Source organism: Bilifractor sp. LCP19S3_H10 (assembly GCF_052119185.1).
Taxonomy (GTDB): domain Bacteria; phylum Bacillota; class Clostridia; order Lachnospirales; family Lachnospiraceae; genus Bilifractor.
In genome coordinates this window covers 15280-29420 of sequence record NZ_JBQKFT010000008.1, presented here as the reverse complement: position 1 = coordinate 29420, position 14141 = coordinate 15280, and the positions used below count along the sequence as shown (strand labels likewise).

Genomic DNA, 14141 nt, shown 5'->3' with positions numbered 1-14141 from the left:
GGCGCATATTATTTGCGCCAGTACATTTGTGGTCATAAGTGGCGCAGAGGGCTTCGTTGTGCGAAGTCTTATATCAGGGAAATTGGTATATTCGAATTTGAAAAAATCAATTCTTGCCAGAGAGGTTGAGCAATGTACCCGTGTGATATATGTGAAGAAAGTGACTGTCTACTCTGTACCTTTGGAAATCCGTGCTTAGGATGCAAAGACTATGATGGGATCAGAGACTTTTGCACATCTAATGGAGGATGTGGCTCGGCTCATGATAAGGACACGTCCGAAAGTTAGGGAAAAAGCGTTATGGGAGAGGATAGCAATAGCTGCTACCATATTTCTTGCTATAATGTTCGAAAGGTGATAGAGTGAAAATAGGAGTGAAAAATGGGAAAGGGAAAAGATTTGACAGAAAAAATGCTGGAGGAATACAATGACGTGTTCGCAGACATTGTGAATGGCATTGTTTTTGAAGGCAGACCCGTAATCCGGCCGGAGGAACTTCAAAACACAAAACTGGAGTCGATGTACCGCTCTATCGGCAGCGGTAGCATCCGAAGCCAGGAACGGGACGTGGCTAAAATATGGAAGAAAAATGGCATTCGGATCGCTCTGTGCGGGTTGGAAAACCAGACAAAGATTGATAAGTATATGCCGCTGCGTGTAATGGGTTACGAAGGCGCTTCCTATCGGGATATGCTGAAAAATGGCGATATAGATGTCTTTCCTGTCGTCACACTGGTATTATACTTTGGAGATGAGCATTGGCAATCGCCAAAGAGCATAAAGGAACTTCTTGCAGACAAGCCCTACCCGATAGAGATGACCCCATATCTTAATGATGCTAGGGCGAACATCTGCGAGGTGGCATTTTTGTCAGAAAAAGAAATCAATCGTTTTCACGGGGATTTTCGAATTGTCGCGAATTTCTTTGCAGGCAAACGAAAAGATCCTGATTATACACCAGGCGATGAACAGGTTATCGAACATGTAGAAGATGTCCTGTGGCTTCTCACAGAAGTAACCGGCGATGATAGATACCATGACATATGTTATGAAAAAAATTTTCAGGAGGTGCATACGATGTGTGATGTAGCTCAGAGATTAGAGGACAGAGGGAGAGCTTCCGGGTTACAGGAAGGAATAAGAGAAGGCAAGAAAGAAGGAATAAAAGAAGGCGGATTGATTATGCTGTATCGTCTGGCTTCTGATTGTATATTAACCGTAGATCAGGCAGTGACAGCGGCGCAACCGTATGGTATAAAAGATGCGGAGGATTTTCGCAACAGAGCATTAGTAGCCGGCTTTCATTTAAAATGAGATATCACAAAGGAGCGGAGAAATCTGCTCCTTTTTTTTGCACTAATCTTTACAAAGTGCCATCAAAAATATATAATATATTTATACATATGTAAGTTGTTTGGATTTCTCCTTTCTTCTGAGTCGATGAGCGGATGCTGATCGGCTCTTTTTTTAAGGAAAAATTCAACGGAATACCAGTCCCGTAAGACTGATTTGAATAAAGTTACGATAAGTGATGATGTAAGTAATGATGTTTGTTCTATCCGTAATTACGGATAAGGAAAGGAGTCGAAATGAAAATTGTATTAGGATTGGTGGAAGGAAGACATGAAATGCCTGTTGAAGATTATGTCCTCCATTCAGTTGAGGATGTCACTGACATCCAGGGAATCCGCAAGGCAGTATGTGCTTCCTTGGTGGATAAGTTAGGGACTGATATTCGTGTAACCGAATACGGTCCGAGCCTCAATGGGATCGAGGAGGATGCGGCACATTACGAGTGCAGCACAGAGCTTCACCTGTATATCACCGGCCTCACGGTAGTGGCATTAGAAGTTGTTCGGTTCTGTGCCATGAACGGAATTCCGCTTGTCGCATATCACTATAATTGTGAAAGCGGATCTTATTATCCGCAACGTATTATTTAATAAGGAGGCATATGCCCGTGATCAGCACAAAAAGTGAAGAAGAAAAGGCTCTGAAAAAGATAAAAACTATTGTCGGAAGTCTCGGTGAGAACAGTTACCTCGCCGCTGCTTTCGAAGGCTGCTTTGATGTGGCCGAGGATAATATCAAAAACGATTCTCTCTGCAGTTTGAAACAGGTTGCGGAGAAAGAGGCAAAAGATAAAGAATATTTTAAAAAAATTGCTAATAGATTAAGCAAAGAAGCTGAATTGGAGAAAATGGAGATTAATGTTTTAAAAAAACAAATCTTCAATTCCGCTGAGCTAGATTGTCTTTTGACTTGTATCCAGGATTGCAAAGATTCGTGGACAGAGAGACAAAAGACAAGCGAAAAAAAATTGTCGAACTTGCAGAGGAGCCGGAATGCGATGCATTTGCCCAGCAAGTATCGGTAAATCGGGAATCCAAAAGAGTGCTTGAGCACTTAACGGCTCTCGAAGAAAAAGTCAGAGCCGTTATACAGTCATTATAATATTGGAAATTATATTGAACAGAGCAAATTATTTTGCTCTGTTATTTTTTTAATGAAAGGGAAAATCATGAAAGAGAAAAGTAAAAATCATATCTACCATTTGACATTCATTGGCTTTGATTCCTGGGATCGGCCGGTATATGAAGATCAGAACATGAAATTATGGAAAGATGTTGATCCAATGTCAGATAGAAATCCAAAACTTTGTTCTGCCCTCAACAACAATATTGACGGCGAACCGGATATAGAAATGAGAGATGGAGACGTTCGTTTTTACCCCGAACGCGTCACGTGGGATTGGACGCGGAAAAATAATATATCTGATCTGTTTGAAAAGGTGGATCAGATTGATCTCAGGAGTATCCCTGGTAAGGTGTTGCTCGGTTACCACAGGCTCTACTTTAGAGCTAAACATTGGAACAGCACTTTTATCAGCAACGATGAGTGTAAATTCCCCTTAGATGAAGAGGAATATACAGACGTTATGGAATTGAAAAGGGCCATCTGTATTTTCTGGCCCCGTGGCGTCAATTGGAAGATGGAAGAGGATATGCGTTCTTTCAGGAGCGAAGACAAAAAGAGATTTATTCTTCGTGTAAAAGATAATCCTGATATTTATCTGCTTTTTGATTTGCGATTCGGTAATGCGGATTACCCCATTCGCATATATGTATATCGGAATATTAATAGTGATGAGCCGGAGAAAGACGAACATTATACCTCTTCCACGGCAAGAGACTACGGCCCGGGAAATCCTTGGGATGCACCCGGGATGAGTATAAAAGACTTCATTTGAAGGAAAGGAGAACAGATCAATGATTACTGGCACTACCGAAACTACCGAAAGTCAAATTGAGCAGGAAAATATTGCATTTTCCGAAAAAATCATCCGTGAAATCGCAGTCGATGATCTGACTCCAATAGGAGTCATGGGGAGTGACCTAAGCGATAATATAAAGCTCTTTATCAATGACAGACACCTGGATGTAAAAAAAGATATTCATCAGATCCAGGAAGCTCTCGGAAAAAATCTGATTATTCGCGAAAAGACGGAAGGAGTCTGTATCCGAACATCCTTGACGCCATGTGACAGTGATGCACAAACAAATGATATGTGTAATCTATGTCCAAATTTTTTTCAGTTCTACTACATGGCAGATTTATCCTATATGGACTTTCAGACACTGCAGAAAACCTATGCGGAAAATCTTTCCAATGGACGTACTAGGGCTGCACAAAAGGAGCTTCAGAAAATCAAAGATCTTTTGCGTAGAAGGTTAACGCCAGAGTTGGATGAATTAGACCGGGAAATAGCGCGTAAGGGAAAAGATCATGTAATTATACGCAATCCATCACTGCGTATAATTATCGATAATGAATCCGCAATCAGGGAAGAAATTGCTCTATGGATGGAGAAACACTAGTCGGGTGAAAGGAAGAAAATAATGAGTAGATCAGTAATACAAGAAAAAACTTTTCATATTACAGATAGTAAGAATGACAAGAGATCCAATATCCTGCGTGTAGAAATTTACTACTCACAGGGAGGTATCAATTACTTCAATTTTACAAACGAACCAAGAGGGTATTATTTTTCTGTATGTCCGGAGAAAGTTGAAAATGGTCTGCGATCATTTTCATCATCCAATGCCGGTGCAAAAATATGCATCTTGGAAGTTAAAAGAAAAACAAAAAAAGAAGATCATGTCGCACAATCCATGTGGGCATGGTGTATGGAAACATATATGATTCCGTGGGCCAAGAAATATGGCTATGCGTATGAGGAAATTGAAGCCTGAATTTTATTTTAAAATAAGGAGGTCAAAATTATGGCTATTTCTTTATCTACGTCTGATTTGTTCATCGGAGCAACATCAGAAAGAAATACAAAGGATCTGCTCACGAGAGAGAGTGAGTATGAAGGTATCCGGGGATATTTGTTTTTCCGAAAAAATTTAGAAAAAGGGTATGCATCTCTCTATAACGCAGATGTAATCCGTCATGTTCTTAATAAAATGCATCTTCTTCTGGAAGATGCATGGGAAATAGCTTCCTTTAATACGTGTAAGGAAGTACGCATACTTCCAATTACGGAAGCGCTCTCTGGATCTACTATGGGAGACGAAGAAAATCTCTATATCATAACGAATATAGAGCATTTTAAAGGAGCTTCCACTGCTTTTTTCCGGACGGTTTTGAAAAAATTTGCAGACGAACACAACACGCGAGAAATCGCTGTGCTTCCTTCTTCCATAGACGAAATGCTGCTTGTTCCGCATCCGGAAAAAGTAGGAGACAGACATTTATTGAATGATTTGGTTAAAAGCGTAAATAAGGCCGATCTTACTCCAGAAGAATTTCTGAGTGATCAGGCATATTTTGTAAAGTTTTAATATAAAGCAATCACGGGGAAATACATACATGCGTTTCTCCGTGTTGGTTTTATCGGAGTCTGGCAAAAAATTTGCTGGTGAGGAGGATAGTTAATGCAGCACTTCTATGGGATTATTCCTAACGAAAGGAACCCGGAAACGGGTGAGGAGAAATATATGGTAGTATGGGGGACTGTATTCGAGGATTCTTCGATGTGCTATGTTCCGGCATCGCCCATATTTGAAAAAAACATACATTTTGCATTAAACGATACCTTAGATCATTGCATCCAGGAATCGAAAAAAGCTTCTGATGGAAAAAGAGAAATTAGGCTATATAAACGAGTTAGTAACGACCCGAAGTCCGATGATTATTACTCATTTACTATAGACAAAAAAATTTAGATTACTAAAGCGGATATTCGATACGAGTATCCGCTTTTTTGAAAAGGAGAAATTTATGGCATACAAATTTAATAAAGAGGCAGCGGCTCGTAAAAGAGCGGAGCAGGTTAACGAGGGAATCAAAATCATCGAAGAAGAAGTACCACGTTTCTTCCAATCTGAGAAGTGGAAGAATTATCTCTGCTTTGTATCGAAATTTCATAAGTATTCAATAAACAATACAATCCTTATTTTTCATCAGAGACCTGACGCCAGCATGGTTGCTGGTTATCAGAATTGGAAAAAAATGGGCCGTACGGTGAATAAGGGCGAAAAAGGAATCATGATTTTTGTTCCGACTCCGTATAAGGTACATATGCAGGAAAAATTAAAGGATCAGAATGGGAATCCCGTTTTCGATGAAAATGGGGATGAGAAGACGGAGAAAAAGGAAATTAAAAAAATGGCTTTCCGGATTGGCCATGTGTTTGATGTAAAACAAACATCCGGAGATCCGATCCCCCAATTAACCAGTCCGTTAGTTGGAGACGAGGAATTATCCTCAAAATATATTCAACTTGCGGAAAAGATTACACGATGCCCGATCTTTTTTAAAGATAAGGAGCAGGATTTGCACTTTGAAACAGGGGCATTTGGATACTATTCAGTTACGCGGGATTGCATTGTAGTACGGTCAGATCTATCTGAAATGCAGAAACTTAAGACTTTACTACATGAGATAGCGCATAGCTACCTCCATTCAGGTAAAGAGGGAGAGCATAAAGAAAAAGAGCAAAGGGAATGTGAGGCAGAGAGTACGGCCTTCATTCTTTGTAGACATCTCGGAATTGATACAAGCGAATATTCCTTCGGATATCTTGCATCTTGGGCGGAAAATAAAGATGCAAATTTCTTAAAAGGTGTTTTATCCAATATCAGTGCGGTATCTAATACTTTGATTGAGAAGCTTGATCAGGCAATGTACGAGACAAGCGAAAAAAATCAAGACAATGCCGGATAAATATTGACGCCGCATATGATAACATATTATATTGGATGGGAGGTAATATGTCTCAGTGGGACAAATTAATTAGAAGAATTTTGGATCTTAACAATGATTTGCGTTTTACAGAATTGCAAAAAGTTCTTCTTTCCTATGGATATGTTTGCAAGGGACCACGAAAGGGCAGCAGTCATTATACTTTTCGGAAAAATGGGTTTCCAGTAATCACTATTCCAAAGCACGATCCTATTAAAAGAATCTACGTAGAAATGGTACGTGATGCTATCTTGCGGGAGGAAAATGATAATGAAGACTATTGAAGATTATTTGAAATTACCATATAGGCTAGAAATAATAAAGGATCCCTATGAGGGAGGCTATGTAGCATCTTTTCCGGAGTTACCCGGATGCCTAACAACATCTGAAACGTTAGAGGGTATTATAGACAATGCTGAAGATGCAAAAAGAGAATGGCTTTTGGCATCGATCGAAATAGGTAATCCCATTCCAGAACCTGAAACAGAACAACAATATTCCGGACAATATCGTTTGCGAATGCCCAAAAGCTTACATCGCTCTTTGGCAATGCACGCAAAAAGAGAGCATATTAGTTTAAATCAATACTGTATATATCTACTTACAAAATATGACGCCTATGAAGACAGGAAAGATTTGAAATCAAACTCTGCAACCTGATGCAGGATTAACATTACCTAACCTATTAATTGGCTCCCACGGTTTTACCAGTGGGAGTTTTTTTGTTGGTGGAATATAGTGAATACGAGGAAGAGTGCGATATCAATTATGTCGCAAAAGCATATTTTTGCGACATAATATTGCAAAGAACCTATCATACGCGGTATAATAAAATCTAACACAGGTAAACCCGTTTTTTGTGCGAGGATTTTTTATGTCAGACTTTGTTACACGATATGCTTTTGAACAACGAAATCTCGACCGCGAGAAAATCGATGCTATGAAGAAAGATTTTCCTTCCTTATTCGGATTATTTCTTGATCATATGCTTGGCATGAATCGCTCTACAAAAACGGTTTTGTCTTATGCTTATGATCTGAAAATCTTCCTGGTATATCTTGCTCAGGTCTTCGGGGTTACTCAAGATCAAGTAACAATGGAATTTCTTTCTAGTCTTAAGCCCATAGATATTGATAATTTTCTGGCCTTTTCTGCATCCTACCGATCGGAATCCGATGTCGCCTATAATAAACGCCATCCTCAAAAGGCGGATAAAAGGTATCATACAAACTCTGCCGCTGCACAGTCCAAAAAATTGACCGTTCTGCGTCAATTTTACCGCTACCTGCAAAAATACTACAATCTTCCATCCAATCCTGCTGCCCTTGCAGACAGTCCAAAACTTGAGAAAAGCAAAGAAGTTCTAGCACTGGACGATTCTGAGGTATGTGAGGTACTATCAGATGTGGAAAGTGGCGCAAAATTACAAGGAAGACGTTTAGTATTTGCACAAAAGACCCAGCTGCGGGATACCGCTATATTAAAACTGATGCTTGGTACAGGCATCCGTGTAAGCGAACTTGTAGGCATCGATCTTCACCATATAAACTGGGCGAAACATTATATCGAAGTATACCGTAAGGAACGAAAAAATCAGCGCGTATTCATGCCAGAAGATGTGGAATCCGCTCTTATAACATATATAGAAAGTGAACGGAAACCAGCGGATAAAAATGACAAGTCACTTTTTATTTCCCCCAGAACTGGCACCCGCTTAACCGTACGCTCTGTTGAACGCATTGTAAAAAAATATGCAGTTCCGGTCGGCGGTGAACGTATACACGCACATTCCATGCGTTCGACATACGCGACAAATTTGTATCGAAACACACAGGACATCAATCTGGTGGCAGACGCACTCGGACATAATGATCTGGAGACGGTTAAGAAATATACGAAATCGGGAGAAGAAAATCGAGAGCGCGCAGCAAAAGAAGTTAAATATCAAAAATAATGGTCGGAGGAAAAAGATATGGCAGATTTGAAGGATTGGTCATTGCATTATAATGGAAAGTTTTTCTGGGTGCGCGGATATGTGTACCGTAAATATGACGTGAATGACGGAACACCTGTGACAACATCCGCAATTATTCGCGTGGATAAGGATGCGGACGGGCTGGATATTTATACCGGACATTCTTATTACAGATGCGATTATGATCTGCATGCACAGGACCGGAACGACCTTTCTTACGAAAAACTTCTTCCGGGAATCGTAAAATCAAATGCAATACCTGCAGATGTCCGGTCAGCTGCAGCAGAGGAAAGAGACCGCATCGAGCGTGCGAATCGAAAATTTTCGAAAAGTATTAAATGAGGATTGCACTGTGAAATATAACGAAGAAATTGATGTTCTCACTATGGAGAAAATCAATGATCTGCTGACAGAGCTTCCTCAGTACGTGAAAAACTACATCAGCAACCTTGCTGCGGGAAGCAAATCGCGTCGGACGATCCTGAATTATCTCTATGACATTCGCGGGTTCCTGGCGTTTACGGCAAATGCTCAGCATATTGACATCATGAGCCTTTCAGCAGATACGTTGGGCCGCCTGAATAATTTTGATTTTGATGACTACTTTGGCAGCTTCCGCACGGGAAAATCCGAAGGCAAGGCCAGAAAGCTTGCGGCGCTCCGTTCCTTTTATAAATTTCTGAAAGCATATGGTTTTATTGCGCACAATCCGCTCGCGGAGTACAGCATTGAACTGAAACAAAAAAAGGATCCCAGGCGAGATTTACAGTTTATGAATACGGAAGAAGTGAATCAGGTGATGGCCGGGGTGACGACCGGAAGCTCGCTGGCCTCAGAGCACCAGAAGAAATGCAACCGGGAAAATCAGTACCGTGACACTGCCCTCTTCACTCTTATGCTGAACACGGGGATCCGGCTCTCAGAGTGTGTGGGAATCGATCTTACGGATATTCTGTGGAAGGAACATAAGCTTGTGATCCACCGCAAGGGAGGGATTGATGATATCGTCTTCCTGAATGAGAATGCGGAAAGTGCTCTGTGTGATTATATACGCTATGAGCGTCCGGAGGATGCAGACGATCCGGCGCTCTTTCTCTCCAATCAGAAGCGGAGAATCACGCCGAGATCGGTGCAGCGCATCGTGAAGAAATACACGGAATCGGTTGTCCCGGACAAGAATATTCATGTCCATTCGCTTCGGAAAACCTTCGGAGACAACCTCTATCAGGCAACACACGACATCAAGCTGACACAGCAGGCGCTAAATCATTCAGACATAAGTGTTACGGCTGCTCATTACATTACGGATAATGCGGAAAATAAAAAAACAGCAGTTGATATCATTAAGAAAGTATATGGCAAATAAAAATCCCGCAGCCGAGCTACGGGATAATACTGCATTTATTGCTACTTTTGAAATCTGACCGGGCAGATTTCGCAATGCCAGTAAAAAAATTCTCAATGGCAGGGACTGTTGCCTGTATGTGCTGCCCGACCGTTGCCGTTGATATGTGTTGAGATCACAATGAGATACCCCAAAAAAGGCAGGGATTTCTCCCTGCCCCGAAAATGAAATATCACTCTTCCTCATCAAGGCCTAGCTTTTTGAGGACTTCCTCTTCCACGTAAAATTCTGCATCTGGGTCTTCGGCCAATGCTGCTTTCACAATTTCAGGATCACGCCTGAGAGTATCAGACGCGTATTTGATCATCGCCCCGCAATTTTTTACAGCTTCCAGTACAATTTCTCGATTTTTGCAGCGCACATAACCGAATGAATCCAATTCCCATGGTGTATTAGGATATATGGAGAAATCTTCTGACACAGAAATCGAATCATAATCATCGCCGGCAAGCTTATACAGCACTTCTGGATTACCTTTCACTGCCATCATTACAAGTCCAGGATCATGTTTTTGAAAAGAAAAACCGAGAAGAATTGCATCTGGGTCTGTCTCAAGTGCAAGCCTGAGAAGCTTTGTCGATTTTCTCAGTCCTTTACTCAAAAAAGAGTAAGCGCTTCCATTTTGACGAACAGCGATTTCTGCAATTTCTTTATTAAAGCGAAGTCTTTTTGATGCGTATTGAAGTGTCATACCATCCCCTTGTACTGCAGCTTTCATTACGTCATAATCATCCCAAAATTTACTCACATGATAAACGTTTAGGGGGTCGAGTTTTACTGCAGCCAGAGCAATTTTTTTGGTCTCTCGGTCGGCCACAGACAGATGCATAAAGTCAATCTGCTTGAGCTCAAGTTTTTTAATAAGATACTGTACTCTTTGATTTTTCATGATATTTCCTCCTATAGTGATAAGCTGAGTTACATCTATATATATGGACGAAATCGATTTTGATTTTTTATTTTTTCGCCCATATAGATTTCACACATATCATATATGGTCGATTTTTTGCAAAATAATTTTGTGTGTACAGAAATTTAAAATTATTTTTGTCAATAATAGAAAAAGCCCATTCTTTTCAGAATGGGCTTCCATATCATGCTACTGTCGATGCTGAGAAATCCTCCTTGTCAAGGTTGAGAGCTGCATTCAATTCGTTAAGTCTTGCGAGTTTTTCAGCAAGCTCTTGCTCCTGTGGGAAGCCTTTTCTTACATCTTCTTTTGCTTTCGCAAGCTGCTCTTCGCTGCGTTTCAGAAGCTCTGAGACACGGCAAATATGCTCGCTAATATTGCCAATCGTATGGAGAATACGCTTGATCGTGTCCTCGTAACCGACAGCCATGGAGACGCTGTAAGTCATGCGATTGTGAATAAAAATTGTCCGTCCGCTGCCCCAATTATCATATTCATAACTGAAATCAAACGGTCCGAAATGTGCAATAACTTTTTTCCCCGGTTTGCCCTGCATTGATTTAACAACGGCAGCGATAGCCTTTCCGGCTTCTTTCTTATCGTTATATTTGACACCGCTGACGATCATACTGAAAGGTTTGGCCTGTAAATGATCGGCATCGCCCTTATCCATTTCCAGACACTGAATTGCTTCGCTCTTTTTCTCAATATCAGCCGGTAAGCGTGATGCAATATCACTTTCCAACCGATACTTCTCAGAGCGGAAATTAGCCTGCAGTACTTTGAGTTTTGCAACTTCAACGTCAAGCTGCATTTTTTCTTTAATGCGGGGATCTCCGGTGCAGAGCGATTTGACCTCTGCATAACTCAGGGACGCCTCATCGACGTCATCACAACTTCTCACCGCAGAATGACTGGTCATGATCTGGGAAATAAATCTCTGTTTGTTTTCCAAGGTCTGCCACATATAAGCATCAAAAGTTGCCTTTGTGACGTATCTGAAAACCAAAACACGGCAGTTAAGATTTCCCTGCCGGATAATCCTGCCTTCCTGTTGCTCCAGATCCGCCGGTTTCCATGGCGCATCCAGATGATGCAGAGCAATCAGTCTGTCCTGGATGTTCGTTCCGCATCCGAGTTTTGAAGTAGATCCGAAAAGAATCCGGACCTCACCGGATCGCACTTTCCCGAAAAGTTCTTTCTTCTGCACCTCCGTTTTTGCTTCATGAATAAAGTGAATTTCTTCTCTGGGAATCCCCATATTAACGAGTTTCTCGCGCGCATCATCGTAGACATTGAATTTATTATCTCCGCGAGGAGTTGATAAATCACAGAATACAAGCTGCGTGGATTTATCCTTCTCCGTCATCTTCCACAGCTTGTAGACGTTCTTACAACAAGCGTTTACTTTACTATCTGGATCGTCAGGTACAAATTCCCCTTCCGCTGCCACAAGACGCTGATCAAGAGCACATTTACGGCCGTCAGAAGTAACCTTCAGCATGTTGTCCTCAGTTGCATCCACACCGCCACTATGGATCTTGTCAGCCCTTTCGGATAGAGACTGTACATAATCCTTCTGGTAATCGGATGCTTCCAGCTGGACATTGACATACTTGGTTTCGGGAAGCTGCAAATTCATTTGATCCTGTGTCCGGATATCCGCAACCTCGCGGAAGATAGACATCAATTCCGGAAGATTGTAAAATCTTGAGAATCGTGTCTTCGCCCGGTAGCCGGTGCCTTCCGGTGCAAGCTCAATGGAGGTTACGGTTTCTCCGAACTGTGCTGCCCATGCATCAAAGAAGTCCAGTCCTAACGCCTTTAAATGGTCGTACTGAAGGTATCTCTGCATGGTGAACAGTTCTGCCATCGTGTTGCTTACAGGCGTTCCGGTGGCGAAAATAACGTGCCCTCCGATGCTGTCAAGGTACTGCGTTTTTAAAAACAGATCGGTGGATTTTTTCGCATCCGTCTGAGAGACCCCGGAAACATTATTCATCTTTGTGAAAAGATAGAGGTTTTTGTAATAATGAGCCTCGTCAACAAAGAGGCGGTCTACCCCAAGGCTTTCAAACGTCACAACATCGTCCTGCTTGATATCGCTGAGACGATCTATTTTCGCCTGAACCTGTGCCTTACATCTCTCCAGCTGCTTCACGGAAAACGACCGGGAGCCACTGTTTACCTGCTCTTCTTCGATCGCTGCTACAATTTTTGTCATTTCCTCTTCGAGCATCATATTCTGACGCTCTTTGCTAAGGGGGATACGCTCAAACTGCGAGTGACCGATTATGACAGCATCGTAATCTCCCATGGCGATCTGTGATACAAACCGTTTCCTTCTGGCCGGTTCAAAATCACGTTTTTTCGCAATCAGAATATTGGCCATGGGATAGAGTTTTAAAAAGTCACTGCCCCACTGCTCCGTCAGATGATTCGGAACAACGAAGAGTGATTTATGGCAGAAGCCAAGCCTTTTGGACTCCATTGCGCCTGCTGTCATGGCCCATGTTTTTCCTGCGCCTACGCAGTAGGCGATCAGAGAATTTGCATGGCTCATCAGGATACGGGCAACCGCATCTTTCTGATGCGGCCTGAGTTTAATATCCGGATTCATCGTATCGAATTTCAAATACGATCCATCGAACTCTCTTGGCCGGAAACTGTTAAAGGTATCATTATACTTTCTGGTAAGATTCTGCCTCCTTTCATAGTCCTGGAAGATCCAGTCCTTGAACTTGTCTTTCAAAACCTGCTGCTTTTGCTGTGCCAGCATGGTTTTTTCTTTGTTGATAACAGATTTCGTTTTTCCATCATCACCCTCGATTCGATCATATATTTTTGTATCTCTCAAATTGAGGGCGTCCTCAATAAGCCGAAGGGCAGGCGCATCCTTGGTTCCGTAATCCATCGTAGATTTAGAATCATTATCCAAGTAATGCCTGTTTCCAGTGATTGCCCATGCGCCGGTTGCTTTGGAGTATTCCGTCTTGATCTTTGTCCAGTATGGCGGGTCAAGCAGCATTTGGATGAATTCATCAATATATTTCGGATCAATCCATGTACTGCCTAGCCTTACTTCGATTTCGGTAGCGTCAAGGTCCTTTGGAAGAACCTTTTCAAGATATTCCACGTTGACGGTGTACTTTTGGTCTGTTTCAGAAAATTCTTTCGCGGTTTTTAATTTCTCTCTGATGTTGCCTGAGAGATATTCGTCCGCTGCCAAAAGTTCCTTTGTGACAGGATCTTCAAATACCTGTCCTTTAAGACTCTGAAGGAGTTCTTTCTGCTCTTTGCCTGTCAGCTCTACCATATAGGACATATTCACTTTACCGTATTTGCCCATAGATAATGCAAGCGCATCGGTTGCGCTATCCACATGGGCTGGCGGCTCTGCTTTTCGGATCGTTCTCTTTGTAAAAACGTCCGATTTTCCTATGACGTTTCCATCATCATCAAGGATCTCCAATGCGTTGATCAGATGATAACTGGAATCATCCTGCATGGCTCTTCGATTTGTCAGAGAAGTGATATACCCATATTCATTTACGAATTCTTCGTATCTCTTGTTCAGCAACTTCTGCTGATCCAAAATGAAA

General features: G+C 41.8%; 16 protein-coding genes and 1 pseudogene. 15 read left to right on the top strand and 2 right to left on the bottom strand.

Features of this window, described 5'->3' with window-relative positions; translation table 11 throughout:
* Positions 1-211 precede the first annotated feature (211 nt).
* The 15 genes from ACTQZS_RS08005 to ACTQZS_RS07935 all read left to right on the top strand — a co-directional run bounded on the left by ACTQZS_RS08005 (position 212) and on the right by ACTQZS_RS07935 (position 9590).
* Entirely contained in the window at positions 212-358 is a 147-nt protein-coding gene (locus ACTQZS_RS08005; protein ID WP_441475345.1) for a hypothetical protein, read from the top strand.
* Positions 359-567: 209 nt separating this feature from the next.
* Positions 568-1314, top strand: coding sequence for an Rpn family recombination-promoting nuclease/putative transposase (locus ACTQZS_RS08000; protein WP_441475344.1), 747 nt, complete (start codon positions 568-570; stop codon positions 1312-1314).
* A gap of 275 nt (positions 1315-1589) precedes the next feature.
* Positions 1590-1943, top strand: a complete 354-nt coding sequence (locus ACTQZS_RS07995) for a hypothetical protein (RefSeq protein WP_441475343.1) — start codon at positions 1590-1592, stop codon at positions 1941-1943.
* Positions 1944-1960: 17 nt separating this feature from the next.
* Positions 1961-2377, top strand: a complete 417-nt coding sequence (locus tag ACTQZS_RS07990) for a hypothetical protein (protein WP_441475342.1) — start codon at positions 1961-1963, stop codon at positions 2375-2377.
* A gap of 144 nt (positions 2378-2521) precedes the next feature.
* The gene (locus ACTQZS_RS07985) at positions 2522-3250 is read left to right on the top strand and encodes a hypothetical protein (RefSeq protein ID WP_441475341.1); all 729 of its coding nucleotides are present in this window, start codon (positions 2522-2524) and stop codon (positions 3248-3250) included.
* Positions 3251-3269: 19 nt separating this feature from the next.
* Positions 3270-3878 (top strand): hypothetical protein, encoded by a 609-nt coding sequence (locus tag ACTQZS_RS07980; protein WP_441475340.1) that lies wholly within the window; start codon positions 3270-3272, stop codon positions 3876-3878.
* A gap of 21 nt (positions 3879-3899) precedes the next feature.
* Positions 3900-4253: a hypothetical protein gene (locus tag ACTQZS_RS07975; protein WP_441475339.1), complete on the top strand. Its 354-nt coding sequence runs from the start codon at positions 3900-3902 to the stop codon at positions 4251-4253.
* Positions 4254-4283: 30 nt separating this feature from the next.
* Positions 4284-4847: a DUF5688 family protein gene (locus ACTQZS_RS07970; RefSeq protein ID WP_441475338.1), complete on the top strand. Its 564-nt coding sequence runs from the start codon at positions 4284-4286 to the stop codon at positions 4845-4847.
* 93 nt (positions 4848-4940) lie between these two features.
* Positions 4941-5231, top strand: coding sequence for a hypothetical protein (locus ACTQZS_RS07965; protein ID WP_441475337.1), 291 nt, complete (start codon positions 4941-4943; stop codon positions 5229-5231).
* Positions 5232-5286: 55 nt separating this feature from the next.
* On the top strand, positions 5287-6231 hold the full coding sequence (locus ACTQZS_RS07960; RefSeq protein ID WP_441475336.1) for an ArdC-like ssDNA-binding domain-containing protein: 945 nt from the start codon (positions 5287-5289) through the stop codon (positions 6229-6231).
* Positions 6232-6278: 47 nt separating this feature from the next.
* Positions 6279-6533: a type II toxin-antitoxin system HicA family toxin gene (locus ACTQZS_RS07955; RefSeq protein WP_441475335.1), complete on the top strand. Its 255-nt coding sequence runs from the start codon at positions 6279-6281 to the stop codon at positions 6531-6533.
* Positions 6520-6909 carry a toxin-antitoxin system HicB family antitoxin gene (locus ACTQZS_RS07950; RefSeq protein WP_441475334.1) on the top strand — a complete coding sequence of 130 codons (390 nt, stop codon included), beginning with the start codon at positions 6520-6522 and terminating at the stop codon, positions 6907-6909. The genes ACTQZS_RS07955 and ACTQZS_RS07950 overlap by 14 nt, the downstream gene beginning before the upstream one ends.
* A 214-nt stretch (positions 6910-7123) precedes the next feature.
* A complete protein-coding gene (locus ACTQZS_RS07945; protein WP_441475333.1) occupies positions 7124-8203 on the top strand; it encodes a tyrosine-type recombinase/integrase in 1080 nt (359 codons plus the stop codon).
* A gap of 18 nt (positions 8204-8221) precedes the next feature.
* On the top strand, positions 8222-8566 hold the full coding sequence (locus ACTQZS_RS07940) for a hypothetical protein (RefSeq protein WP_441475332.1): 345 nt from the start codon (positions 8222-8224) through the stop codon (positions 8564-8566).
* 10 nt (positions 8567-8576) lie between these two features.
* Complete coding sequence (locus tag ACTQZS_RS07935; RefSeq protein WP_441475331.1) at positions 8577-9590, top strand: tyrosine-type recombinase/integrase; 1014 nt, start codon at positions 8577-8579, stop codon at positions 9588-9590.
* Positions 9591-9801: 211 nt separating this feature from the next.
* Here the strand turns inward: ACTQZS_RS07935 and ACTQZS_RS07930 are convergent, their stop codons facing one another.
* The gene (locus tag ACTQZS_RS07930) at positions 9802-10518 is read right to left on the bottom strand and encodes a DUF4116 domain-containing protein (protein WP_441475330.1); all 717 of its coding nucleotides are present in this window, start codon (positions 10516-10518) and stop codon (positions 9802-9804) included.
* Positions 10519-11268: 750 nt separating this feature from the next.
* Positions 11269-13468 (bottom strand): annotated as a pseudogene (locus ACTQZS_RS07925) (DEAD/DEAH box helicase family protein); the annotation flags it as partial.
* Between the last annotated feature and the right edge of the window lie 673 nt (positions 13469-14141).

What these genes read in the sequence shown, in the direction of transcription:
- ACTQZS_RS08005 (WP_441475345.1), top strand. Translation starts at nt 212, where the DNA reads ATGATGGGATCAGAGACTTTTGCACATCTAATGGAGGATGTGGCTCGG.
- ACTQZS_RS07995 (WP_441475343.1), top strand. Translation starts at nt 1,590, where the DNA reads ATGAAAATTGTATTAGGATTGGTGGAAGGAAGACATGAAATGCCTGTT.
- ACTQZS_RS07985 (WP_441475341.1), top strand. Translation starts at nt 2,522, where the DNA reads ATGAAAGAGAAAAGTAAAAATCATATCTACCATTTGACATTCATTGGC.
- ACTQZS_RS07980 (WP_441475340.1), top strand. Translation starts at nt 3,270, where the DNA reads ATGATTACTGGCACTACCGAAACTACCGAAAGTCAAATTGAGCAGGAA.
- ACTQZS_RS07975 (WP_441475339.1), top strand. Translation starts at nt 3,900, where the DNA reads ATGAGTAGATCAGTAATACAAGAAAAAACTTTTCATATTACAGATAGT.
- ACTQZS_RS07970 (WP_441475338.1), top strand. Translation starts at nt 4,284, where the DNA reads ATGGCTATTTCTTTATCTACGTCTGATTTGTTCATCGGAGCAACATCA.
- ACTQZS_RS07965 (WP_441475337.1), top strand. Translation starts at nt 4,941, where the DNA reads ATGCAGCACTTCTATGGGATTATTCCTAACGAAAGGAACCCGGAAACG.
- ACTQZS_RS07960 (WP_441475336.1), top strand. Translation starts at nt 5,287, where the DNA reads ATGGCATACAAATTTAATAAAGAGGCAGCGGCTCGTAAAAGAGCGGAG.
- ACTQZS_RS07955 (WP_441475335.1), top strand. Translation starts at nt 6,279, where the DNA reads ATGTCTCAGTGGGACAAATTAATTAGAAGAATTTTGGATCTTAACAAT.
- ACTQZS_RS07950 (WP_441475334.1), top strand. Translation starts at nt 6,520, where the DNA reads ATGAAGACTATTGAAGATTATTTGAAATTACCATATAGGCTAGAAATA.
- ACTQZS_RS07945 (WP_441475333.1), top strand. Translation starts at nt 7,124, where the DNA reads ATGTCAGACTTTGTTACACGATATGCTTTTGAACAACGAAATCTCGAC.
- ACTQZS_RS07940 (WP_441475332.1), top strand. Translation starts at nt 8,222, where the DNA reads ATGGCAGATTTGAAGGATTGGTCATTGCATTATAATGGAAAGTTTTTC.
- ACTQZS_RS07930 (WP_441475330.1), bottom strand. Translation starts at nt 10,518, where the DNA reads ATGAAAAATCAAAGAGTACAGTATCTTATTAAAAAACTTGAGCTCAAG.